The sequence below is a fragment of the Actinoplanes sp. NPDC023801 genome (genome assembly GCF_040639655.1).
In the GTDB taxonomy this organism is placed as follows: Bacteria; Actinomycetota; Actinomycetes; order Mycobacteriales; family Micromonosporaceae; genus Actinoplanes.
In genome coordinates, this window is record NZ_JBFAAI010000040.1 from 42203 (window position 1) to 65561 (window position 23359).

General features: G+C 70.7%; 21 protein-coding genes. 10 read left to right on the top strand and 11 right to left on the bottom strand.

All coding sequences use genetic code 11. The features are described 5' to 3' along the window. Nucleotides 1-359 precede the first annotated feature (359 nt). A complete protein-coding gene (locus tag AB0G04_RS40510) occupies nucleotides 360-1199 on the bottom strand; it encodes a GNAT family N-acetyltransferase (RefSeq protein ID WP_360994807.1) in 840 nt (279 codons plus the stop codon). Nucleotides 1200-1320: 121 nt separating this feature from the next. Here AB0G04_RS40510 and AB0G04_RS40515 point away from each other — a divergent pair, with 121 nt between their 5' ends. Together AB0G04_RS40515 and AB0G04_RS40520 are read left to right on the top strand one after the other, a co-directional pair. Further along, the gene (locus AB0G04_RS40515; RefSeq protein ID WP_360994809.1) at nucleotides 1321-1932 is read left to right on the top strand and encodes a PadR family transcriptional regulator; all 612 of its coding nucleotides are present in this window, start codon (nucleotides 1321-1323) and stop codon (nucleotides 1930-1932) included. 236 nt (nucleotides 1933-2168) lie between these two features. Continuing rightward, nucleotides 2169-4151, top strand: coding sequence for a PAS domain S-box protein (locus tag AB0G04_RS40520; RefSeq protein ID WP_360994812.1), 1983 nt, complete (start codon nucleotides 2169-2171; stop codon nucleotides 4149-4151). A gap of 17 nt (nucleotides 4152-4168) precedes the next feature. On the opposite strand, the gene AB0G04_RS40525 is transcribed toward AB0G04_RS40520, so the two are convergent. From AB0G04_RS40525 to AB0G04_RS40550, 6 genes are all read right to left on the bottom strand, one after another. Continuing rightward, nucleotides 4169-5149, bottom strand: coding sequence for an LLM class F420-dependent oxidoreductase (locus AB0G04_RS40525; protein ID WP_360994815.1), 981 nt, complete (start codon nucleotides 5147-5149; stop codon nucleotides 4169-4171). Nucleotides 5150-5250: 101 nt separating this feature from the next. Further along, nucleotides 5251-6318 carry an ABC transporter permease gene (locus tag AB0G04_RS40530; protein WP_360994818.1) on the bottom strand — a complete coding sequence of 356 codons (1068 nt, stop codon included), beginning with the start codon at nucleotides 6316-6318 and terminating at the stop codon, nucleotides 5251-5253. Next, nucleotides 6315-7208, bottom strand: a complete 894-nt coding sequence (locus AB0G04_RS40535) for an ATP-binding cassette domain-containing protein (protein ID WP_360994821.1) — start codon at nucleotides 7206-7208, stop codon at nucleotides 6315-6317. Before AB0G04_RS40535 ends, AB0G04_RS40530 begins: the two co-directional genes overlap by 4 nt. Nucleotides 7209-7265: 57 nt before the next feature. Further along, on the bottom strand, nucleotides 7266-7922 hold the full coding sequence (locus AB0G04_RS40540) for a response regulator transcription factor (RefSeq protein WP_360994824.1): 657 nt from the start codon (nucleotides 7920-7922) through the stop codon (nucleotides 7266-7268). Then, entirely contained in the window at nucleotides 7919-9166 is a 1248-nt protein-coding gene (locus AB0G04_RS40545; protein WP_360994827.1) for a sensor histidine kinase, read from the bottom strand. The genes AB0G04_RS40540 and AB0G04_RS40545 overlap by 4 nt, the downstream gene beginning before the upstream one ends. 33 nt (nucleotides 9167-9199) lie before the next feature. Further along, complete coding sequence (locus AB0G04_RS40550; protein ID WP_360994830.1) at nucleotides 9200-9526, bottom strand: MerR family transcriptional regulator; 327 nt, start codon at nucleotides 9524-9526, stop codon at nucleotides 9200-9202. Between the two features lie 602 nt (nucleotides 9527-10128). On the opposite strand from AB0G04_RS40550, the gene AB0G04_RS40555 reads away from it, so the two are divergent. From AB0G04_RS40555 to AB0G04_RS40585, 7 genes are all read left to right on the top strand, one after another. After that, complete coding sequence (locus AB0G04_RS40555) at nucleotides 10129-11625, top strand: amino acid permease (RefSeq protein WP_360994833.1); 1497 nt, start codon at nucleotides 10129-10131, stop codon at nucleotides 11623-11625. A 13-nt stretch (nucleotides 11626-11638) separates the two neighbouring features. Next, nucleotides 11639-12985 (top strand): glutamine synthetase family protein, encoded by a 1347-nt coding sequence (locus tag AB0G04_RS40560; RefSeq protein ID WP_360994836.1) that lies wholly within the window; start codon nucleotides 11639-11641, stop codon nucleotides 12983-12985. 18 nt (nucleotides 12986-13003) lie between these two features. After that, a complete protein-coding gene (locus AB0G04_RS40565; protein ID WP_360994839.1) occupies nucleotides 13004-14365 on the top strand; it encodes an aldehyde dehydrogenase family protein in 1362 nt (453 codons plus the stop codon). Further along, complete coding sequence (locus AB0G04_RS40570; protein ID WP_360994842.1) at nucleotides 14366-15130, top strand: 3-oxoacyl-ACP reductase; 765 nt, start codon at nucleotides 14366-14368, stop codon at nucleotides 15128-15130. Between the two features lie 171 nt (nucleotides 15131-15301). Then, a complete protein-coding gene (locus AB0G04_RS40575) occupies nucleotides 15302-16015 on the top strand; it encodes a gamma-glutamyl-gamma-aminobutyrate hydrolase family protein (RefSeq protein ID WP_360994845.1) in 714 nt (237 codons plus the stop codon). Next, entirely contained in the window at nucleotides 16000-16734 is a 735-nt protein-coding gene (locus AB0G04_RS40580) for a gamma-glutamyl-gamma-aminobutyrate hydrolase family protein (RefSeq protein WP_360994848.1), read from the top strand. Before AB0G04_RS40575 ends, AB0G04_RS40580 begins: the two co-directional genes overlap by 16 nt. A gap of 85 nt (nucleotides 16735-16819) precedes the next feature. Beyond that, complete coding sequence (locus tag AB0G04_RS40585) at nucleotides 16820-20365, top strand: SpoIIE family protein phosphatase (protein WP_360994851.1); 3546 nt, start codon at nucleotides 16820-16822, stop codon at nucleotides 20363-20365. On the opposite strand, the gene AB0G04_RS40590 is transcribed toward AB0G04_RS40585, so the two are convergent. Further along, entirely contained in the window at nucleotides 20352-20666 is a 315-nt protein-coding gene (locus AB0G04_RS40590; protein ID WP_360994854.1) for an STAS domain-containing protein, read from the bottom strand. The two genes, AB0G04_RS40585 and AB0G04_RS40590, sit on opposite strands and share 14 nt — an antisense overlap. Nucleotides 20667-20746: 80 nt before the next feature. On the opposite strand from AB0G04_RS40590, the gene map reads away from it, so the two are divergent. Further along, nucleotides 20747-21604, top strand: a complete 858-nt coding sequence (gene map / locus AB0G04_RS40595; protein ID WP_360994857.1) for a type I methionyl aminopeptidase — start codon at nucleotides 20747-20749, stop codon at nucleotides 21602-21604. 23 nt (nucleotides 21605-21627) lie between these two features. Here the strand turns inward: map and AB0G04_RS40600 are convergent, their stop codons facing one another. The 3 genes from AB0G04_RS40600 to AB0G04_RS40610 are packed head-to-tail and all read right to left on the bottom strand — an operon-like array spanning nucleotide 21628 to nucleotide 23272. Then, the gene (locus tag AB0G04_RS40600) at nucleotides 21628-22335 is read right to left on the bottom strand and encodes a nucleotidyltransferase domain-containing protein (RefSeq protein ID WP_360994860.1); all 708 of its coding nucleotides are present in this window, start codon (nucleotides 22333-22335) and stop codon (nucleotides 21628-21630) included. Nucleotides 22336-22378: 43 nt separating this feature from the next. Then, nucleotides 22379-22804 carry a ferritin-like domain-containing protein gene (locus AB0G04_RS40605; protein WP_360994863.1) on the bottom strand — a complete coding sequence of 142 codons (426 nt, stop codon included), beginning with the start codon at nucleotides 22802-22804 and terminating at the stop codon, nucleotides 22379-22381. Nucleotides 22805-22822: 18 nt separating this feature from the next. Beyond that, nucleotides 22823-23272: a hypothetical protein gene (locus tag AB0G04_RS40610; protein WP_360994866.1), complete on the bottom strand. Its 450-nt coding sequence runs from the start codon at nucleotides 23270-23272 to the stop codon at nucleotides 22823-22825. Between the last annotated feature and the right edge of the window lie 87 nt (nucleotides 23273-23359).

A 23359-nucleotide genomic window follows, 5' to 3' on the forward strand; every position in this document is an offset into this window, starting at 1 on the left:
GCTTCGCTTCGCTCCGCGGCAAAATGCCTGGTAACCGGTGATGAGGCAGGCGATTTCCCGCCACCCCGCAAACCCCGCGGGGCGTCGGCAAATCGCTTGCCTCATCACCGGCGGCATTTTGCGGGGGTGTTTGTGCTACTCGATTTTCGCCGTTCCCGCCGCCGACCGTCTATGGCGGCAGCTCTCGAGAGGGATGCCCCGTTCCGTCCTCCTGCACGTGGTGACTTGCGGCTTGCCGGTGGGTGTAGGCGCCACGATGGGGTGTAGGCGCCACGATGCAGGTCGGCCTCTCCCGCGTGGTGAGGTGCGGCATCCCGGGAACTACGCGGTCGGGGTCGCGGTTGCTCAGGGCGGGACGGTTAGAAGAGGACTGTGGCGAAGCTGCCGGCTGAGACGAAGCCGCAGTTGGCGTAGACCTTGCGGGCCGAGGTGTTGTAGTCGTTGACGTAGAGGCTCACGGTCGGGGCGACCCGCCGCAACGCATCCGCCACGACGCTCGCCATCGCACTGGTGGCCAGGCCCTTGCCCCGATAGTCCGGGTGGACCCAGACGCCCTGCACCTGCGTGGTCCGCCGGGTCACGATCGCCAGCTCGGCCTTGAACACCACCAGATCGCCGTCGAACCGCGCGTAGGCGCGTCTTCCCTTGACCAGTTCGGCGATTCGCCGCCGGTATCCGCGCCCGCCGTCGTCCTGCATGGGCGAGACGCCGACCTCCTCGGTGTACATCGCCACGGCCGCGGGGAAGAGCTGGTCGACCTCGCCGGAGCGCACCAGGCGTACGTCGGGGTCGGGCGGGACCGGAGCGTCGCGATCGGTCACCAGCAGCGGCTGATGGGGCCGGACGTCGCGGGCGGGTCCCCAGTTGCCGCCGAGCCGGTCCCACAGGTCCAGCACCGCCTCGGAGCGGCCGATGATCGACGAGCAGATGCGCGGCTCGGCGCCGAGCAGGTCGGCGAAGGCCGCGGTCGCGGATGGGGTCGCGCCCACCGGCACCAGGTGAGCCCCGGACCACATGATCGATTCGATCTGGCGGCCCGGCTCGTAGCCGTAGATCCGCCCGTCGGAACGCCACCAGTTCAGGCCGTGCGCGGCCACGCGTTCCGCGATCTGGGCGCCCGCATAGGGGTCGGCGTCGAGGATCCGCTCGACGGCTGCGCGCTCGGGCTCACCGAGCTGACGAATGGGCACCGTCAACACAGGTACCACATTGCCAGATGCGGGGCCGTCGACACGTATCGCAACCCCGCGATCCCAGAAACCTTGTTGCCGACACGTTGCGATATATCGTTTAACTATCGACGATGGAACGGAGAAGGTCATGAGGCACATGCATGGACAGCGCGGACACGGCTGGCCGGGCGAGTTCCGCCGGCGTGGTTTCGGCTTCCCGGCCGGATTCCCCTTCGGCGGTTCCGGTGGGTCCGGTGGCTTCGGCGGCCCCGGCTTCTCGCCGCCCGACTTCGGTGGCCGGCCCGGTCCGCGGCGAGGGCGCGGCGGCCGGCAGAACGTCCGCCCCGCCATCCTGGCGTTGCTGCTCGAGCGGCCGATGCACGGCTACGAGATGATCCAGGAACTCGACTCCCGCACCGGCGGCATCTGGCGCCCGAGCCCCGGCTCGGTCTATCCGACGCTGCAGCTGCTGGAGGACGAGGGCCTGATCGAGGTGGCCGCCGAGGGCGGCCGCAAGAGCTACCGGCTCACCGCGGACGGGCGCCCCGAGGCCGAGGCCGCGGCACAGAACCCGCCGTGGGCGCAGATCGGCGCCGACACCATGTCCCAGGTGCAGGACTTCCGCGACGCGGCGGTCGGCATCATGGGCGCGCTCAAGCAGGTCGGCTTCAGTGGCACCGCCGAGCAGCGGCAGAAGGCTCTCGAGGTGCTCAACGAGACCAAGCGCAAGCTTTACGCCATCCTCGCCGAGAGCGAGTGATCCGGAGCCGGGAGCGAGTGATCCGGAGCCGGGAGCGAGTGATCCGGAGCCGGGACCGAAGAGCCGGGGGCAGGCAGCCGGGAGCCCCGGAGATCCGGGAGCGAGTGACCGAAGAGAATTCCGTGGGAGGCGACCGGCACCGCCGGGCGCCTCCCCATTTCGGCCCGTGGCCGCTCGTGGCGCCCTAACCTCGATGATGGCTGGCGATGCGGCGGCACCGGGGACGAGGTGAGGCGATGAGCGAGCCCTCCGACGCGGTGATGACCGGCCTTCTCGAGGCCGCGCCGGACGCCATCATCGCGGTCGACCGGGACGGACGCATCGAGGTCGTCAACGCGCAGACCGTCCGCATGTTCGGATACGACCGGGCCGAGCTGCTCGGACAATCGATCGAGCTCCTGGTCCCCGAACGGTTCCGCCGGCACCACCCCGGGCACCGTCTCGATTACCTTCGTGACATGCGCCCGCGCCCGATGGGCGCCGGCATCCCGCTCGCCGCCCGGCGCCGCGACGGCAGCGAGTTCCCGGCCGAGATCTCGCTCTCCGCGCTGGCGAACGGCGGCATGATCGTCGCAGCGGTCCGCGACGTCAGCGACCGGGTCCGCCGCGAGGCGAAGTTCCAGGGCCTGCTGGAGGCCGCGCCGGACGCGATCGTCGGTGTCGCCGCAGACGGCCGGATCACTCTGGTCAACGCGCAGGCCGAACGGCTGTTCGGCTATCCGCGCAGTGAACTGTTCGGACAGCCGATCGAGACACTGGTCCCCGAGTCGGTCCGGACCGGGCATCCGGAGAAGCGGGACCGGTACTTCGCCGACCCGCGGCCCCGGCCGATGGGTTCGGGCAACGCCCTGCGCGCCCGCCGCCGGGACGGCACCGAGTTCCCCGCCGAGATCAGCCTCTCCGCCATGGAGACCGAGGACGGCCTGATCGTCTCGGCGGCCATCCGGGACGTCACCGAGCGCATCGAGGCCCAGGCCGAACGCCAGCGCCTGGAAGCCGAACGGGAACGCCTCGCCGCAGCCGCCGAACGGGAACGTCTCGAGGCGCAGCTGCAGCAGTCGCAGCGCCTGGAGAGCCTGGGACAACTCGCCGGCGGCGTCGCACATGACTTCAACAATCTGCTCGCGGTGATGCTCAACTACACCAGCTTCGTTGCCGAGCAGATCCAGGAGGCCGCCGACGCCGACCCGGGCGGCGCCTGGCCACAGGCCTCCCGCGACCTGCAGCAGGTGCTGCGGGCCGGGCGGCGCGCCACCGAACTCACCCATCAGCTGCTGGCCTTCGGCCGGCGCGAGGTGGTACGCCCGCGCGTGCTCGACCTCAACGGGGTGATCCGCGAGGTGGAGCAGTTGCTGCTGCGTACCCTCGGCGAGCACATTCAGCTGCACGTGGACCTGGAGCCGCGCCTCTGGCCGGTGCTCGCCGACCCCGGCCAGATCGAACAGGTGCTGGTCAATCTGGCGGTCAACGCGCGTGACGCGATGCCCGGTGGCGGCACGCTCACCGTTCTTACCGGCAACCACGAGGTGACCGCCGACGAGTCGCGCCGGATGCGGCCACCCGTCCCACCCGGCCGGTACGTGTGCCTGCGGATCGCTGACACCGGCACCGGCATCCCGCCCGAGGTGCTGGAACGGGTCTTCGAACCGTTCTACACCACGAAAGCGCCGGGCGAGGGCACCGGCCTGGGCCTGGCCACCGTGTACGGCATCATCACCCAGGCCGGCGGCCAGGCCGACGTCTCGTCCACGGTGGGGTCCGGCACGGTCGTCACCGCCCTGCTCCCGGTCACCGACGAACTGCCGGCCACCATCACGGCACCGGCCGGTCCCGCCCAGCTTCAGCGCGGCGGCGAGACGATCCTGGTGGTCGAGGACGAGGAGGCCCTCCGCGCCGTCACCGAACGCATCCTGACCCGCAACGGTTACCACGTCCTGAGCGCCGGTGGCGGCCCGGAAGCCCTCAAGATCGCCCAGGACCCGGCCCGTCACATCGACCTGCTGCTCACCGACGTGGTCATGCCCCAGATGCACGGCCGGGAACTGGCTGAACAGGTCCGCAACGCCCGGCCCGGGCTTCCGATCGTCTACATGTCCGGGTACGCCCAGCCGTTCATCACCGGTGAGGGCACCCTGGAACCCAACACGATCCTGATCACCAAGCCGTTCACTCAGGCTGAACTGCTCGAACGGCTCCGCGAGGCGCTCGACCGGGCCTGACCCGAGGGGCGAGCCGGTCAGCGGCCCAGGGCGGTGATCAGGTCGAGCAGAGCGGGCAGCCCGCCGCGTTCCAGCTCGGGCGTGGGGGTCAGGGCCATCACCGGAATCGTGACGCCGGCATCGGCGTAGGCCTGGACGCGGGCCCGGCACTCGGCCGGCGAACCGTGCACGATCAGTTCGTCGACGAGCGAATCCGGGATGGCGGCCAGAGCGCCCTTGCGGTCGCCGGACTGCCACGCCTCCCACATCAGCGCGAGCACCTCGGACCGGCCGAGCCAGCGGTGGAAGGCCGCGTAGGCGGGCACCGTCAGATAGGCGGTGATCATCCGGCGGCCGACGTTCCGGGCGTACGCGGCATCCTCGGTGGGGATCACGAAGATGCGGGCCGCCACGTCGAAGTCCGCCTTCGCCTCCTTGGTCTCGGCCAGGGCGGTCGCCACGTCGGCGGCCGAGAGCCAGTTGAGGATCACCCCGTCGGCCTCGGCGGCGGCCAGGCGCAGCATGCCCGGACGGAGTGCGGCGAGCATGATCCGCGGCGGCGTGGCCGGCGGACGCTCGAGGCGGAACCGGCGTACCGAGAAGGTGTCGAAGTCGCCGTCGACCAGCTCGCCGGCGAGGGCCGAGCGCACGAACCGGAGCACGTCACGGCTGCGGGCGAACGGCCGGTCGAAGCCGACCGCGTTCCAGTCGCCGACGACGACCGGGGACGAGGCACCGATGCCGAGCTGGAAACGGCCGGGGGCGGCTTCGGCGAGAGCGGCCGCGGTCATCGCCAGCAGGCCCGGGCCGCGGGTGAAGACCGGCGCGATGGCGGTGCCCAGGTGCAACCGTGGCTCCCAGGCGGCGGCCAGCGTCAACGGGGTGAACCCGTCGGTGCCGGCGACCTCGGCCGTCCAGACATCGGTGAAACCCGCATCGGCCAGGCCTGAGAAGACGGCGGCGTGCTCGGAGAGCGGAACGCCGCCGAACGGCACGGTCATGCCCCATCGCATCGACATGCCCCTGATCCTGCCGGGCGGCACGGGGTGGTGTCCACCGGGTCGGCCGAGCCCACCGGCGACGCGGCCCGGCGGGGAGGCCGGGCCGCGTGGTCGCCGGGTCAGCCGACCGGGGCCGGATTCCGCCAGGCGGCGGCGAACGAGGTGCGGCCGCTGGTCCGCAGCAGCGACCCCTGGTAGATGCGGGCGCCGACCATCAGCGTGCCCGCCGTGGTGGCCAGCAGGATCGCGAGGGCCAGGTAGGGCTCCCACGCGGCGGCCTCACCACTGAAGATCCGGACCGGCATGGCGATCGGGGCGGAGAACGGGATGTAGGACAGCACGGTCATCGCGGCCGAGTTGCCCTGCAGGGCCAGGACCAGGAAGAACGGGGTCATCACCAGGAACTGCAGCGGGGCGGAGGTGCCGTTCACGTCCTCCAGCCGGGCGGCCAGTGCGCCGACGGCGGCCCACAGGGTGGCGAGCATCAGGAAGCCGACCACGAAGAACGGCAGGAACCAGCCGATGGTCGGCAGCAGCGCGTCGATCAGGGGGCCGCCGACGTCGGCGATCCGCATGCCGATGACACCGGCGGTGGCCAGCAGGGCCAGCTGCCCGAAGGCGAGCAGGGTCATGGCGGCGACCTTGCCGATCAGCAGCGCCCGGACCGGGACGCTGGAGACGAGGATCTCGACGATCCGGGTCTGCTTCTCCTCGGTGACGCTCTGCGCGATCTGTACGCCGAACGTCAGCGTCGTGAAGAAGAAGAGCACGGACAGCACGAACGGTACGAGGAAGCGCGCCGCCTCGTCGAGCGCGTCGGGGTCGAGGAACTCGACCGGCGGCGAGGTGCTGAGCGCGGACACCACGTCCTGCGGGCTTTCCTCGAGAGAGAGCACCACCGGCCCGTCGACGACCGCGGCGTCCACCTCCTCGTCGCGGACCAGCCGTTCGGCGGCGGCGCGGTCGGCGACGACCTCGACCTCAAGGCCGGCCTTCTCGAGCGCCGCCACGTGGGTGGCGCCGACCACGGCGACCTTGCCGGGGCCGCCTTCGAGGAGGATGGGCAGGACGACGCCGAGCGCCGTGAAGAAGAGCAGCAGGACCGTACCCAGAAGAAATGCCTTGTCGCGCAGTTTGACCCGGATCTCCCGGCCCGCAACCAGTTTGGCGGCTTCGAACGTGGTCACTGGATCACCTCTCGGAAGATCTCGGCGAGCGACGGGCGGACCGGGGCGAAGGTACGGACCGGGCCCCGGCTCAGGGCGGACCGCAGCACGGCCTGGTCGTCGGCTTCGGCGTCGAGGTCGAAGACGGCGCGGCGGCCGTCCAGTTCGAGCAGGGTGACTCCGGGCTCGTCGCGGAGCCAGCCGGCGTCGGAGTCGACCTCGATCGTGTAGCGGGGGAGGGTGTACTGCTCGCGCAGCCAGGTCCGCGACCCGGCGGCCCGGATGGTCCCGTCGGCGATGATCGCGAGGTCGTCGCAGAGGCGTTCGACCAGTTCCAGCTGGTGGCTGGAGAACAGCACCGCGGCGCCGGACCGGGCCCGTTCGCGGAGCACGGTCAGCACGTTCTCGACGGCGAGGGGGTCGAGTCCGGAGAACGGCTCGTCGAGGACCAGCAGTTCGGGGTCGTGCACCAGGGCCGCCGCGATCTGGGCCCGCTGCTGGTTGCCGAGCGACAGTTTCTCCACCGGGTCGCCACCGCGTTCGGCGAGCTCGAGGCGTTCCAGCAGGGCGGTGGTGCGGCGCCGGGCGTCGGCCGCGCTGAGACCGTGCAGCCGTCCCAGGTAGACGACCTGCTCGGTGACGGTCATCTTCGGATAGAGACCGCGTTCCTCCGGCATGTAGCCGAACGCCTGCCGGTCCTGACGGGTCACGGGCCGGCCGCGCCAGGTCACCGCACCGCTGTCGGCGGCCAGGACGCCGAGGATGATCCGCATGGTGGTGGTCTTGCCGGCGCCGTTCGCGCCGACGAAGCCGGTCAGCCGGCCGGAGTCCACGGTGAACGACACGTCCTTGAGGACCTGTCGTTCGCCGAAGGTCCGGTTAACGGCCTCCACGTTCAGGACGGTTGTCATGCGTACCACGCTAGAGATCGAGCGAGGTCGCGTCGTCCGGCGCGGGGAGGTCCTCCTTCAGAAGGACCCTCCACCCCCGGGACGGACCACCCCCAGCTCGTACGCCAGAACGACGGCCTGGGTGCGGTCGCGTGCTCCGATCTTCATCAACACCCGGCTGACGTGCGTCTTCACCGTGGTCTCGCCGAGACGCAGGGTGGTCGCGATCTCCGCGTTGGTGGCGCCCCCGGCGAGCAGGACCAGCACCTCGTGCTCGCGCGGGGTCAGCTGGCCGAGGCGGACCCCGGCGGTCGCGGGCGTGGTGAACGTGGAGATGACCCGCCGCGTGACGGCCGGGGCGAGCAGCGCCTCACCGGCGGCGACCACCCGTACCGCCTCGGTCAGGTCCTCCGGGGTGCCGTTCTTGAGCAGGAAACCGCTCGCGCCGGCGCGCAGCGCCGCGAACAGGTAGTCGTCGCGGTCGAAGGTGGTCAGGATCAGCACCGACGGTCCGCCGCCGGCCGCGATCCGCCGGGTCGCCTCCAGCCCGTCCAGACCGGGCATCTCGACGTCCATCAGGACCACGTCGGGCCGCAGGCGCAGCGCCAGGTCGACCGCCTGGACCCCGTCGGCGGCCTCACCGACGACGGTGATGTCGTCCTCCATCTCGAGGATGACCCGGAAGCCGGTGCGGACCAGCTGATGGTCGTCGGCGAGCAGCACGCTGACGTTCACAGGGCGACGCCCGCCGGGTACGGGAACCGGGCCCGCACCCGGTAGCCGCCGTCGGGGTGGGGCCCGTGCTCGAGGGCGCCGTCGTGCACCGCCACCCGCTCCCGCATGCCGACCAGGCCCATGCCGCCGCCGGACGGGGTGCCGCCCCGGCCGTCGTCGGTGACGTCGAGTTCGAGCTCGCCGTTGAGGTAACGGACCCGGACGTCGAGCGTCCTCGCATGGGCGTGCTTGAGAGTGTTCGTCACCGCCTCCTGGGTGATCCGGTAGGCGGCCTGGGACAGCGATTCGGGCAGCGGCACCGGATCACCGTAGACGGCGTACCGGACGGTGAGCCCGGCGTCCCGGGCCCGGTCGGTGATCTCGGCGAGGCGGTCGATACCGGCGTTCGGGACCACGTCCTCCGCCGGGGCCAGAGCCGACGGGGAGCGCAGTGCGCCGAGCATGCGGCGCAGTTCGTCGACGGCGGTGCGGGCGCCGTCCTCGACTGCGGTGAGCGCGGTCCGGGCCCGGGCCGGGTCCTTGTCCATGGCCCGGCGGGCGGCGGAGGCCTGGATGCCCATCACCGAGACGTGGTGGGCGACGACGTCGTGCAGTTCGCGGGCGATCCGGACCCGTTCACCGAGGACCGCCCGTTCGGCGGCCAGCGCCTGCGCGTCGCGGAGTGCGGCGGCCTGGGCCTCCAGTTCGTGCCTCTGCCGGACGCCGTTCCAGACGGCGTCGCCCATCAGGTGGCAGAAGGCGAAGAAGGCCGTGTTGACCACCAGTGCGTTGAAGGCGAGCGAGGCTCTCTCGGCCGGGTCCTCGAGGTGGCCGCTGAACACCACGAAGGTGAGGAGGAGCCAGCCGAACATGCCGACGATGATGCCGAGGCGAAGGTACCGCGACCGGTTGCGGTGACGACCCCACGCGCCGAGCGTGTAGATCGCCGCGAACAGTGCGCCGGTGGTGACCTGCTGCTCCTGCGACCCGCGGAGCTGGCCGCCGACGAAGGCGACCGCGATGCCGACGGCGACCACGTCGGGGTGCGCCCGGCGGAGCACCAGTGGCAGCGTGGTGGCCAGCACCCAGCAGATCTGCTCGGCCGGCGGTGCCCGGTGCGGGAATTCGAACATCCCGGCGCGCCGGGCCAGGAACAGGTTGACCAGGGCGACGGCCGCGACCGTCAGCCCGGTCCACAGGTCGGCGCGGCGCTGCGCCGGCGTCGGCCGGGGCCGCACCCATTCGTCGGAGGTCACCGATGTCATGCCGATGACGATGCCACGGGCCGCCGGGAGACGTCAGCCGCGGCGGGTCTGGGTGGGAATGGTGGCGTCCTGGTCGGGGGTGACGGTTCCGCCGAGCTCACGGATGTGCCGCTGGGCGGCCTCGAGGCGGTCCTCGAGCGTGACTATCCGGCAGGCGGCGGCGAGCAGGAACCCCTCGTTCAGCAGGACCCGGACGCGGGCGGCGAGGTCGAGCTGATGACGGGAGTACCGGCGGTGGCCGCCGTGTGAGCGCTCGGGTTCGATCAGTCCGGTTCCGTCGAGGCTACGGAGAAAGGCCGCGGTCACGCCGATCATCTCGGCGGCCCGGCCCATGCTGTACGACGGGGAGTCCCGATCCATGTCTTCTTCGTACACGAGCCGGAACAGTCCAGGGCCCCGGCGGGTAACCGGGGCCCTGGCTTTTCAATTCTGTTGCCGGACTCACCCGGCGCATGTGGTCGACCAGCTGCGTGCCGCTAGCAGTCGACCGGAGTGAAAGGCATCGGCTGCGATCACCTCTTGTCGGGTTGGGGACAACGTGATTACGCGTTGCTGCGGTATCTCGTCCTCCTTCTCCAACTCAGCGTCTGTGCCAGTTGCTGCCGGCTGAAGCCGACAAGACAAAGATAGGCCGTTCCCGGCCAGATTTCTAGAGTCGCCGCTGTAGATTTTTTCGCGCAAAGGTCTGACCACCTGCGCGAACTCTTCCAGCTGTCGATGCGTGAAGCGGCGGCGGTGCGGGACGGGCGCTGAGGAAGAGAGAGGTGACCGCGCCCCGCACCGCCGCCGGCGGAGAGGTGTCCACAGGTGATCCTTCCGAGGGGATCGCCTGCAACAAGGCTCGCACCGGGGCCCGAATCGCGGCAACGCAATTAACCCTGCGCATTGACGGCCGTAACACGGCGGAGCGATCATGCTCCAAGACGTGGCTCAGGTCACAGTCCTTCGTGCAGGAGGCACCGATGAGCACCGACGAGGAACGACTCGCCCAACTCGGATACAAACAGGAACTCCACCGCCGCCTCTCCGGCTTCTCCAACTTCGCCGTCTCGTTCTCGATCATCTCCATCCTGGCCGGCGCCATCACCTCGTACGGCATCGCCATGAAGGCCGGCGGCCCGGTCGCGATCACCCTGGGCTGGCTCTTCGTCGGCATCATGGTGACGTTCGTGGCGCTGGCCATGGCCGAGGTCTGCTCGGCCTACCCGACCGCCGGGGCGCTCTACTGGTGGGCTGCCGCACTCGCCAAGAGGAACAAGCCCGCCTGGGCCTGGTTCATCGGCTGGTTCAACTTCCTCGGCGAGGTCGCGGTGACCGCGGCCATCGACTTCGGCGCCGCGATCACCACGGCGGCGTTCCTGAGCCTGACCTTCGGCCTGGAGGTGACGGCGCTCTCGACGTTCTTGATCTTCCTGGTCATCATCGTCGTGCACGGCCTGCTGAACACCTTCGGCGTCAACCTGGTGCGTGTCCTCTCCGACATCAGCGCCTGGTGGCACCTGATCGGCGTCGCGGTGATCGTCGGCATCCTCGCTGTCGTCCCCGACCAGCACAAACCCATCTCCGAGGTGTTCACCGAGGTCTACAACGCCACCGGTTTCACCTTCGCCGGCGCCGGCGTGTACGCCGTCCTCATGGGCCTGCTGATGGCGCAGTACACGTACACCGGGTACGACGCCTCGGCGCACGTCGCCGAGGAGACCCACGACGCGGCCCGGGCGGCCCCCCGCGGCATCGTGCTGTCGGTGGTCGTCTCGGTGATCGCCGGTTTCGTCCTGCTGGTCGCGATCACCTGGTCCATCCAGGACTACGAGGGCGCGCTCGGCACCGAGCTCGGCCTGCCCCCGGCGCAGATCTTCATCGACGCGGTCGGCACGGACCTGGGGGTGTTCCTGCTCTTCATCTGCATGGTCGCGCAGTGGTTCTGCGGCATGGCCTCGGTCACCGCCAACTCCCGGATGTCGTACGCCTTCGCCCGTGACGACGCGATCCCCGGCTCGCGGATCTGGAAGAAGGTCAACCCCCGCACCGGTACACCCACCAACTCCATCTGGCTGTGCGTGACCCTCTCCACGATCCTGGTGCTGCCGTCGCTGTGGAACACCGTGGCGTACTTCGCGGCCACCTCGATCGCGGTGATCGGCCTCTACATCGCGTACGTCGGCCCGGTCCTGCTGCGCCGGCTCGACCCGGACTTCGAACCCGGCCCGTGGCATCTCGGGAAGTGGAGCGCCCCGATCGGATGGATCGCGATCGTCTGGGTAGGGATCATCTGCGTGCTGTTCGTCCTCCCACCGGCGAGCCCGATCACCGCGGAGACCTTCAACTACACGATCGTCGCTGTGGCGGTGGTTGTCGGCGCGGCCACGATCTGGTGGTTCGCCAGTGCCCGCAAGTGGTTCACCGGGCCGAAGCAGAACGTCCTGGAAAAGGCTGCCCACGGCGAGCCGACCGACTGATAGGACTGGACCCATGGATCTCGAGGAACTCGACGTCTCCGTCGACAACGGCGGCATCGACACCGTCCTGCTGGCGCTGACCGACATGCAGGGCCGGTTGCAGGGCAAGCGGCTGCACGGACGCTTCTTCCTGGACGAGGTGGTGTCCGGCGGCAGCGAGGGGTGCAACTACCTGCTCGCGGTCGATGTCGACATGAACACCGTCGACGGTTACGAGATGTCCTCGTGGTCCACCGGGTACGGCGACTTCGTGATGAAGCCCGACTTCAGCACGCTGCGCCGGATCCCGTGGCAGCCGGGCACCGCTCTGGTCCTCGCCGACCTGCTCGACACGGCCGGGAACCCGGTGCCGGCGTCACCCCGGCAGATCCTGCGCCGCCAGCTCGACCGGCTGGCGGCGCACGGGCTGACCGCGTTCGCCGGCACCGAGCTGGAGTTCGTCCTCTACAAGGACACCTACGAGCAGGCGTTCACCAAGGGCTACCGCGACCTGGTCCCGGCCAACCAGTACAACGTGGACTACTCGCTGCTCGGCACCGCACGGGTGGAGCCAGTGCTGCGCCGGATCCGCAACGACATGTACGGCGCCGGGCTGGTGCCGGAGAGCGCCAAGGGCGAGTGCAACCTGGGCCAGCACGAGATCGCCTTCCGCTATGCCGACGCCCTGACCAGCGCCGACAACCACGTGATCTACAAGAACGGGGCCAAGGAGATCGCCGCCCAGGAGGGTATGGCGCTCACCTTCATGGCCAAGCCGAACGAGCGGGAAGGCAACTCCTGCCACATCCACTTCTCGCTGCGCGGCGAGGACGGGCGGTCGGCGATGCTCGGCGACGGCCCGGCCCACCTGAGCGAGACCGGGCAGCGGGTGCTGGCCGGACTGCTCGCCACGATGCGGGAGTTCAGCCTGCTCTTCGCGCCGAACATCAACTCGTACAAGCGCTACCAGCCGGGGTCGTTCGCACCGACCGCACTGCGCTGGGGCGTCGACAACCGCACCTGCGCGCTGCGGATCGCCGGCCACGGGCAGGGCATGCGGGTGGAGAACCGGGTGCCGGGCGGGGACGTCAACCCGTACCTGGCGATCGCCGCCCTGGTGGCCGGTGCGCTGCACGGCATCGAGAACGAGCTGTCGCTGGAGGACGAGTTCGCCGGCAACGCGTACCAGGATCCGGACGCCGACCGGGTGCCGGGGACGCTGCGTGACGCCCACGAGCTGTGGATGGCCAGCGAGGTCGGGGCGGCGGCGTTCGGCGCCGACGTGGTGGCGCACTACGGGAACATGGCGAAGGTCGAGCTGGCCGCCTACGACGCGGCGGTCACCGACTGGGAACTGCGTCGCGGCTTCGAACGCCTCTGAGTGTGTGAGGATCTTGGCGTGGGGACGACTGACGTGATCAACCCGGCGACGGGGACGGTCTTCACGACCGTACCGTCGCTCGGGTTGGAGGAGACCGATGCGGCGATCGACCGCGCGGTGAAGGCCTTCGGTGAGTGGCGCCGGGTCTCGCCCGGGGACCGGGCGCGGCTTCTGCGCCGCTTCGCCGCGGTGGTCGAGGACCACATCGAGGAGCTGGCGCAGCTGGAGGTACGCAACGCGGGGCACACCGCCGGCAACGCGCGATGGGAGGCCGGCAACGTCCGGGACGTGCTGAACTACTACGCGGGCGCACCGGAGCGGCTGTCCGGCCGGCAGATCCCGGTGTCCGGCGGTATCGACGTGACCTTCCACGAGCCGCTCGGCGTGGTCGGGATCATCGTGCCGTGGAACTTCCCGATGCCGATCGCCGGCTGGGGGTTCGCCCCGGCGCTGGCGGCGGGCAACACGGTGGTGCTCAAGCCCGCCGAGCTGACCCCGCTGACCGCGATCCGCCTCGCCGAACTGGCTCTCGAGGCCGGGCTGCCGGAGGGCGTGTTCCAGGTGCTGCCCGGTAAGGGCAGCGTGGTGGGACAGCGGTTCGTCACCCACCCGGCGGTCCGGAAGGTCTGCTTCACCGGGTCCACCGAGGTCGGCAAGTCGATCATGGCGGGCTGTGCCGACCAGGTGAAACGGGTGACCCTGGAGCTCGGCGGGAAGAGCGCCAACATCGTCTTCGCGGACGCCGACCTGGAGGCGGCGGCCGCCGCCGCGCCGGGTGCGGTCTTCGACAATGCGGGCCAGGACTGTTGCGCCCGTTCCCGGTTGCTCGTCGAGGCGTCCGTCTACGAGAGGTTCCTGAGCCTGCTGGAGCCGGCCGTCCGGAACTTCCGGGTGCTCGACCCGGCGGACGATTCCTCGGAGATGGGCCCACTGATCTCCTCCGGTCAACGGGCCTCGGTGGCCTCCTATCTGGAGGACGCCGACGTGGCGTTCCAGGGATCGGCGCCCGAACAGGACGGCTGGTGGTTCCCGCCGACCGTGCTGCTGGCCGGCTCCACCGCCGACCGGCACTGGCGCGAGGAGATCTTCGGCCCGGTCGTCTCCGTGCTCCCGTTCCGTGACGAGGAGGAAGCGGTCCGGCTGGCGAACGACACCGAGTACGGCCTCTCCGGCTCGCTCTGGACGCGAGACGTGGGCCGCGCGCTGCGGGTCTCCCGGGCTGTCGAGACCGGAGCACTGAGCGTCAACAGCAACTCGTCGGTGCGGTACTGGACCCCGTTCGGCGGTATGAAGCAATCCGGCCTCGGGCGTGAACTCGGTCCGGACGCACTGCTGTCCTTCACCGACGTGAAGAACGTGTTCATCTCAACGGGAGACTGAGTGAATCGCTTGCAGGACCGGATCGCCGTGATCACCGGCGCCGGCAGTGGAATCGGGCTGGCCACCGCCCGGCGGTTCGCCGCCGAGGGTGCGAAGGTCGTCGCCGTGGACATCTCCTCCGACGCCGGGAAGGCCGTGGCCGACGAGATCGGCGGCGAGTTCGTGGCCTGTGACGTCAGCGACGAGGAACAGGTCAAGGCGCTCTTCGACGGGGTCGCGGAGCGGCACGGCCGGGTCGACATCGCCTTCAACAACGCCGGCATCTCGCCGCCGGACGACGATTCGATCCTGGTCACCGGCCTGGACGCGTGGGAGCGCGTGCTCAAGGTCAACACGACGAGTGTCTTCTTCTGCTGCAAGTACGCAATCCCGCACATGCAGCGGCAGGGCAAGGGCTCGATCATCAACACCGCGTCGTTCGTGGCCCTGCTCGGGGCGGCCACCTCGCAGATCGCCTACACGGCGAGCAAGGGCGGGGTGCTGGCGATGACCCGGGAGCTGGGCGTGCAGTTCGCCCGCGAAGGCATCCGGATCAACGCGCTGTGCCCCGGCCCGGTGGCGACCCCGTTGCTCATGGAGTTGTTCGCCAAGGACCCGGAGCGGGCCGCCCGGAGACTCGTGCACGTGCCGATGGGCCGTTTCGCCGAACCCGACGAGATCGCCGCCGCGGTGGCGTTCCTGGCGAGTGACGACGCATCCTTCATGACGGCGTCGCAGTTCGTCGTGGACGGCGGCATCACCGGAGCGTACGTAACTCCGCTGTGAGGTTTACCGACCCGCTAACGTGGGGTACGAGACTCCAAACGCCCAGCTCAAAAAGGTGTAAGGGGTCGAATCCCCGCCCGGACGGGTCAGATCCCCGTGTAGGTGGGACAGATGGACCCGTGACGCGGCGCCGGTTCACCGGCGCCGCGCGCCTGTGACTACGGTGGTGCGATGCGTCCGATCATCGGCATGACGTCCTATGTGATCCCGGCGGACTGGGGCGTCTGGAAAGACCTTCCGACGGCGCTGGTCCCGCACGACTACACCGAGGCGGTACGCCTGGCCGGTGGGCGCGCGGTGATCCTGCCACCGGACGATCACGACACGGACATCCTCGACCGGCTGGACGGCCTCGTCCTCACCGGCGGACCCGACCTGCACCCCTCGCTGTACGGCCAGGACCGCGGCCCGCACACGGTGACCCATGCCGAACGCGACACCGCCGAACTGCTCCTGTTGCGTACGGCTCTCGACCGGGATCTGCCGATCCTGGGCGTCTGCCGGGGCATGCAGCTGCTCACCGTCGCCGCGGGCGGCACCCTGCACCAGCATCTGCCGGACGTGCTCGGCCACGAGAAGCACCGTCCGGGCCCGGGCGTGTACGGATCACAGCAGGCCGTACTCGAACCGGGCAGCCGGATCGCCGCCCTGATGGGCGATGACCTGACCATCAACTGCTTCCACCACCAGGGCGTCGCCGACCCGGGTTCGCTGAGCGTCACCGGACGGGCCTCCGACGGCCTGCCCGAAGTCGTCGAGGATCCGGAACGGCGTTTCGTACTCGGCGTCCAGTGGCATCCGGAGGTGAGCCGTGACCGGCGCCTCTTCGGCGCCCTGGTGGCGGCGGCCTCGAAGGAGCTCACGAAAGCATGCGCAGACCGCTGATCGGACTTACCGCCTACGCCGAACACATCCACCACGGCCGTAACGACCTGATGGCCGCGATGCTGCCGATGAACTACGTGAAGGCGGTGCACGCGACCGGTGGCCGGGCCGTCCTGATCACCCCCGACGAGCCCGGCACCGATGTGCTGGAGTCACTCGACGGCATCGTCTTCTGCGGCGGCGGCGACATCGACCCGGCCAACTGGGGTGCCCCGCGGCACCCGGCCACCGAGGCCGACACGGTCCGCGACGCCTCCGAGCTGTTGCTGATGCGTGCCGCCCTGGAGGCCGACATGCCGATCCTGGGCGTCTGCCGGGGCATGCAGCTGATGGCCGTGGCCACCGGTGGCTCGCTGCACCAGCACCTGCCCGACCTGGTCGGCCACGAGCGGCACCGGGCCGCCGCCGGTACCGACCCGCTCGCCGCCGGCTCCTCCGACTTCGGCCGGCACGACGTGGTCGTCGAGGACGGCACGGCGTCGCACCGTCTGTTCGGCCGCGCCCTCACGGTGAACTCGTTCCACCATCAGGCGATCGCCGATCCGGGTGAGTTCCGTCCGGTCGGCTGGTGCCCGGACGATCAGGTCGTCGAGATCGTCGAACACCCCGGCAAGTCCTTCGCACTGGGCGTGCAGTGGCACCCGGAACGCACCGCCGACCTGCGGACCTTCGCCGCCCTGGCCGACGCCGCGGCACGGGATCGGGCCAGCGTCGCTTGACGAGCGGCCGCCCCGGCGCGGTGTTAACGTGCCACCGGGCCGGCTGAGCCGTTCCGGTCCCCGTGGATCCGTGGGAGGCAGACCGATGGATGCCCTGCCGAGGCGGCTGCGCAATGCCTTCGAGCGGGGCGGCGAGATGGGCGCCCGGATGTCGGTCCTCGACTGGTCCGCCCATGCGGTCGGTGAACCGTCGTCCTGGCCACCGGAACTCGTCGACGCCGTGGTCACCATGCTCGCGTCACGGGCGCAGATCGTCCTGTTCTGGGGCCCGGAGTACACCGTGCTCTACAACGACGCCTATATCGGCGTGATGGGCGCCAGACACCCCGGATTCCTGGCCCGGCCGGGAAGCGAACTGTGGGGCGAGATCTGGGACGTGCTGCGCGAGCTGTTCGACGGGGTGCGCGCGAACGACCGGTCCTTCCACGCCCGTGACCACCTCTTCATGCTCGAACGGCGGGGGTTCCTGGAGGAGACGTACTTCGACATCTCCTACGACCCGGTCCGCTCCGAGGACGGCGTACCCAGCGGCGTCATGTGCATCGTCACCGAGACGACCGCGCGTGTCCTCGGTGAACGCCGGCTGCGGACCCTCAGCGCCTTGGGCCGGCGACTGGCCGACGCATCCGGGCAGGCCGCCCTCGCCACCCTCGCTGCCGAGGTGCTCACCGGCGATGCCGAGGACGTGCCGTACGCCGCGCTGTTCCTCGACGACTCCGACCCGCACCCGGCGGTCCGTGCCGTGATCGCGAGTGGCCGGCCCGGTACGGTTCCGCTTGCCGAGCTGACCGTCCCGGCACCGTCCGCTGCCGCCGAGGCGCTGATCCTCCCGATCGGGGTGGCCGCGGAGACGGCCGGTGCGCTGGTCCTGGGAGTGAGCCGGTACCTCGCGCTGGACGACGACTACCGCGACTTCCTCGACCTGGCGGCGGCGCAGATATCCCGGGCGGTGGCGACCACCCGCGCCTACGAGCAGCAACGCCGCCGGGCCGCCGAATTGGCCGCTCTGGATCAGGCGAAGACCAGCTTCTTCTCCAACGTGAGCCACGAGTTCCGTACCCCGTTGACTCTGATCCTCGGACCGTTGGAGGACCTGCTCGAGGACCCGGCCACCGCCGGGCCGGTGCGCGACCGTCTCCTGCCGGTGCACCGCAACGGGTTGCGGCTGCTCAAGCTCGTCAACAGTGTGCTGGACTTCTCCCGGATGGAGGCCGGCCGGATGCGTGCCGTGTTCCGTCCCACCGACCTGGCGTCGCACACCGCCACACTGGCCGGCACGTTCCGGCCGGCCATCGAACGGGCCGGGCTCACCCTGACCGCCGACCTGCCGCCGCTGCCCGAAGCCGTCCACGTCGACCCCGAGATCTGGGAGAAGATCGTCTTCAACCTGCTCTCCAACGCGGTGAAGTTCACCCGTGAGGGCGGCGTCGAGGTACGGCTCCGGGCCGAGGGCCGGCACGCCGTGCTGTCGGTGCGCGACACCGGCGTCGGGATCCCCGAAGCCGAGCAACCGCTGCTCTTCGACCGCTTCCACCGGGTCACCGGGACCTGGACGCGCAGCCACGAGGGCACCGGCATCGGGCTCGCGCTGGTCCGCCAGCTCGCCTCGCTGCACGGCGGTACGGTCGGCGTGGAGAGCCGCCCCGGCCGGGGCAGCGAGTTCACCGTGCGGATCCCGTTCGGCACCGCCCACCTGCCGCCGGACATGACCAGCGACGATCCGGTGCCGCCCGGGGATCCGGCCGAGCCGCGGCTCTGGGTCGACGAGGCGACCTGGTGGGCCGGGGACGGGCCGTCCGGGCCGCAGCCGGTGCGCCGGGGCCCCGGCGGGCGCGTCCTGTTCGCCGACGACAACGCCGACCTGCGGGAACACGTGACCCGGCTGCTCGGCCGCTACTGGGACGTCGCGACCGCGGCGGACGGCGCGGCCGCGCTCGAACTGGCCCGCACGGAGCAGTTCGACCTGGTGCTCACCGACGTGATGATGCCGCGGCTGGACGGGTTCGGCCTGATCTCCGGGCTGCGCGCCGATCCGCGGACCCGGGACGTGCCGATCGTCGTGCTTTCGGCCCGCGCCGGCGAGGAGTCCGCGGTCGAGGGCCTGTCCGCGGGTGCCGACGACTACCTGGTCAAGCCGTTCTCCACCCGGGAACTCGTCGCCCGGGTCCGGGCCAATGTGGAACTGGGCCAGCGGCGGCGGGAGACCGTCAGCCGGCTGCGCGGACTGGTCGACGCGGCCGCCGCCCTCAACGCCGTGCCCGGCACCGCCGAGGTGCTGGAGGTAGCGGCCCGGCACGTGCAGGCGATGACCTCGGCCGGCCGTGTCGTGCTGACCACTCCGGACGGTCGCCGGGCCGAACGTGACGGTGGCGCCGCCGGGTCGGCGCCGCCGGATGTGGTGCTGCCGCTCCCGGACACCACCGGGCAGCGACTCGGCGAGCTGCGGGTGTGGCGCGGAGCCGGCGAACCGGCTGAACCGGTCGTGCTCACCCAGCTGGCCCGCCTGGTCGGGCTGCGGCTGGCCAACGCCCGGCTGTACGAGACCGAGCACCGGATCGCCTCGACCCTGCAGCACAGCATGCTCCCGCAGTCGCTGCCCCGGGTGCCGGGCGCCCTGGTCGCCGGCCGCTACGTGCCCGGCAGCGACGAGGCGAAGGTGGGCGGTGACTGGTACGACGTCATCCCCGGCCCGGACGGCGAACTGTTCCTGGTCATCGGCGACGTGGTCGGCAAGGGCGTACAGGCGGCCGCCGGCATGGGACAGCTGCGCAACGCGCTGCGGGCGTACCTGCTCGAGGGCTTCGACTGCGGTACCGCGCTGAGCCGCCTCAACCGGCTCGTGGACACCCTGGGCCGCCGGCAGTTCGCGACGGTCCTCTGTGTCGGCTTCGATCCGCGGACCCGCCGGATGACGTACTCCTCGGCCGGCCACCCGTCACCGGTCATGAACGAGCCGGGCAAGAACGGGACCTTCCTGTACGACTCGGCGCTGGGCCCGCCGATCGGTGCCCTCGGGGACGTCTCCTACCCGACCCGGGAGACCTGGCTGAACGCCGGAACGCGGCTGCTGCTCTACACCGACGGGCTGATCGAGGACCGCCGGCAGGGTATCGACAGCGGCCTCGCCGAGCTGACCACCGATGTCGCCGAACCCGCCCAGGATGTCGACGACCTGCTGGACAGGCTGCTCGCCAAGGCCGCCGGGCAGACCCGCCGCGACGACATCGCGCTGGTCATGCTCGAGGTCACCGAGCCCAGCGAGTTCGTGCTGCGGCTGCCCGCCGAAGCGGGCCGGCTCACCGTGCTGCGGCGTCGCCTGGAGGACTTCCTGGCCGCGCACGCGGTGCCCGAGGAAGACTCCTTCGACCTGGTGGTGGCGGTCTCCGAGGCGGCGGCCAACGCCATCGAGCACCCGATCGAACCGGCCGAGCCGGCGATCACCGTGACCGCGTCGATGCAGCCGGGCGCGGTGCTGGTGACCGTCCACGACACCGGGAGCTGGCGCCCGGCCACCGACGCCGGCTTCCGCGGACGTGGCCTGGCCCTGATCGGCGCGCTGACCGAGATGTCCGTGCACCGTTCCGGCGAGGGCACCGAGGTGACCCTGCGGCGACTGCTCAGCCGGCCCTGACCCAGGGCTGCCCGCCGAGCCCGGAGATGTCGAGGACCCGGCGGACCCGGTCGGAGGGCAGCACCTCGAGCGTGCCCGGATAGTGGTCGGCCAGACGGACCAGCGCGTGGATCGCGGCCGAGTCGAAGAACGTGACCGCCCGCAGGTCGATGGTGGCGCCGGTGACCCGCTCGGGGGTGGCCGCCTTGAGGAGCGCGTCGGCGGTTGCCATGTCGACCTCGCCGGTCACTGTGACGGTGACCCGGTCCCCGGCAACCTCGCCGACCGCGGAGAAGTCCGGGTCCGCACCCTCGTGATCCACGCCGAATACGATTTCACAGCGCACCGGGGGCGGCAAGGACGGGGCCCGGTGGTGGATCGGCCGCCGGATAGGCTGTTCCCATGACGGTACGTGCCCCACTCGTGCCGGGAAAACAGTCGCGTGAGCGATCGGTCCCGGCCCATATCGTCCGCCCGGAATATGTGGGTAAGAAGCGACCCCGCGAGTGGCGCGGCTCGCACGTGCAGACCGCCGAGACGATCGAGAAGATGCGGATCGCCGGCCGGATCGCGGCGCAGGCCACCCAGCTCGCCGGGGAGCACTGCAAACCCGGCGTGACCACCGACGAAATCGACCGGGTGGTGCACGAGTTCCTGCTCGACCACGGCGCCTACCCGTCGACGCTCGGATACAAGGGTTTTCCGAAGTCCTGCTGCACGTCGCTCAACGAGGTGATCTGCCACGGCATCCCGGACTCCACCGTGCTCGAGGACGGCGACATCATCAACGTCGACGTCACCGCCTACCTGAACGGTGTGCACGGCGACACCGACGCGACCTTCTGCGTGGGCGACGTGAGCGAGGAGGCCCGGCTACTGGTCGAGCGCACGCACGAGGCGATGATGCGGGGCATCCGTGCGGTCGCGCCGGGCCGCCCGATCAACGCGATCGGCCGGGTCATCGAGGCGTACGCGCGGCGGTTCGGGTACGGCGTGGTGCGTGACTTCACCGGCCACGGGATCGGCGAGACCTTCCACTCCGGGCTGTACGTGCCGCATTACGACAACCCGCAGCTCACCACGGTCATGGAACCCGGCATGACGTTCACCGTCGAGCCGATGATCACCCTGGGCACTTACGAGTACGAGTTGTGGCGCGACGGCTGGACCGTCGTGACCCGGGACCGCCGGTGGACGGCCCAGTTCGAGCACACGCTGGTGGTCACCGAGGACGGTTACGAGATCCTGACCCTTCCGTAAGGGCGGTCGGTCTTCAAGGGCGCTCAGTCGAACAGGGCACCGAGCCGGCCGTCCACCGGACGGCCGCGCGCGGTCAGCTCCTCGGCCTGATATTTCAGGATCGCCCCGAGTTCCTGGATGTCGGCCGCGGCCACCCCGGTGTGCCGCACCGCGTCGGCCGCGTTGCGGAAGTAGGTGCGGGTCAGGAATCCGGCGACCAGGGCGGCGTGCAGTCTGGCCTCGGCCATCAGGATCAGGGCGGCGTCCGTGTCGTACCACTGGGCGAGGCGTACGGCCCGCATGTGCGCGTTGCTGGCGACCGCCCAGTTCTGCCGGGCCAGCCCGGTGAACTCCATGGGCCGGGCCTCGGCCAGCAGGTTGAGGTGAGCCTCACGCCGGGTCTTGAACCATCCCTGCGGGTCGTGCAGCGGCAACGTGGTGATGAAGGCGTCGGCTTCCAGCGGCCACCGTGGCGTCAGCACCCGGGCCTGCATCAGACCCTCCTCGGCGCACATCACCCGCAGGTCCACGGGAATGCCGTCGACCTTGCGCCGGGTCGGTCGGGGGCCGGTCCGGGGGCGGAAGGTGACAGCCACGAAGTTGACGTCGCTGCTGTCGGTGTCGTCGCCGTGCGCCATCGACCCGCACAGTGCGAGGGACTGGATGTCGGCGGACCAGCGTTCCTGCAGAGCGTCGCGCAGCCGGATCGCGAGCGACCCGCGGGGCGTGGTGGTGTCGGGCTCGGCGATCACGCTTTCATTCTCGGCCATCCGCCTCGGCCGGGGGGCCTGATCATCAGCCCGGGCGGCCCGGGAACGCCATGGTCAGCGGGGTGACCTCGGAGATCCGCCGCCAGCGGGTCGCACGAACTGCGGAGTCGGTCAAATGCGACAGTGCGTCCGTCCGCTCGTCCCCCTCGGTGACCGCGAGCAGAGCCCGCCAGGCCTGGGCCACGCCGTCCTCGACGTGGACGGCCAGTTTGAGCGCGCCCTCCCGGTCGGTGACCTCGAACGGCAGCCGGTACGCCGCGGGCTGCGGAGCCGTACTGGCCTTCAGCTGGTCGAGCCGGGCCACCAGGGCGTCGCGGCGGGCCCGGTGTTCCAGGTCCGCGGACCGGGCGCGCGACACCTCGTCGGTGTTCTCCAGGTGCACGCCGATCACGCCGTACGCATAGATGGCCGCCTCCTCGGCGGCGAGGGCTGCGGCGAGTTGTTCGGTCACGGGGCGAAGAATAGTTGGTCAGCGCAGCGCTTCGGCGTGTGTGGCGCGGCAGGCGGCGATCGACCCGGCCAGAGCGGCCCGCTCGGCCGGTGCGGCCTTGCAGGCGGCGGCCGCGGTCTTCTGGGCGGCCTGCTCGGCCTTACGGAGCGTGGCCGTGGTCTCGGCGGCACCGGCCGGGGCGGACCCGGACGGACCGGCCGACGGAAGGGCCGCGCCGATCACCCTGGCGAGTTCGGCGGCGTGCGCCCGGTGGTCCTCGGCCAGTGGCGTCAGCCGGCCGGCGAGATCGGGCTGCGCGAGGATCGCCCGATCGTAGGATGCGGCAAGTGCCAGAGCCTCGTCGAGCAGGGGTTGCAGGGCGTCCGGCCGGGGTGCGGGCTCGGGCTCGCGGTCGAGGATCCCGCAGCCGGCGAGCGCGGCGGAACCCGCCAGGGCGCCGAGGAGGAGCCGCCGTGAAGTCGTCTGCACGGGGCACAGTCAACACCATCCGGTGCGGCGCCGCTCCGCCCCGGCGGGCGGCACGTTACGCTCACCGCCAGCCGCGGGGCCTCATGC

Coding starts and splice junctions, on each gene's coding strand:
- AB0G04_RS40515 (WP_360994809.1), top strand. CDS start 1,321: ATGAGGCACATGCATGGACAGCGCGGACACGGCTGGCCGGGCGAGTTC.
- AB0G04_RS40520 (WP_360994812.1), top strand. CDS start 2,169: ATGAGCGAGCCCTCCGACGCGGTGATGACCGGCCTTCTCGAGGCCGCG.
- AB0G04_RS40525 (WP_360994815.1), bottom strand. CDS start 5,149: ATGTCGATGCGATGGGGCATGACCGTGCCGTTCGGCGGCGTTCCGCTC.
- AB0G04_RS40535 (WP_360994821.1), bottom strand. CDS start 7,208: ATGACAACCGTCCTGAACGTGGAGGCCGTTAACCGGACCTTCGGCGAA.
- AB0G04_RS40545 (WP_360994827.1), bottom strand. CDS start 9,166: ATGACATCGGTGACCTCCGACGAATGGGTGCGGCCCCGGCCGACGCCG.
- AB0G04_RS40550 (WP_360994830.1), bottom strand. CDS start 9,526: ATGGATCGGGACTCCCCGTCGTACAGCATGGGCCGGGCCGCCGAGATG.
- AB0G04_RS40555 (WP_360994833.1), top strand. CDS start 10,129: ATGAGCACCGACGAGGAACGACTCGCCCAACTCGGATACAAACAGGAA.
- AB0G04_RS40560 (WP_360994836.1), top strand. CDS start 11,639: ATGGATCTCGAGGAACTCGACGTCTCCGTCGACAACGGCGGCATCGAC.
- AB0G04_RS40575 (WP_360994845.1), top strand. CDS start 15,302: ATGCGTCCGATCATCGGCATGACGTCCTATGTGATCCCGGCGGACTGG.
- AB0G04_RS40580 (WP_360994848.1), top strand. CDS start 16,000: ATGCGCAGACCGCTGATCGGACTTACCGCCTACGCCGAACACATCCAC.
- AB0G04_RS40585 (WP_360994851.1), top strand. CDS start 16,820: ATGGATGCCCTGCCGAGGCGGCTGCGCAATGCCTTCGAGCGGGGCGGC.
- map (WP_360994857.1), top strand. CDS start 20,747: ATGACGGTACGTGCCCCACTCGTGCCGGGAAAACAGTCGCGTGAGCGA.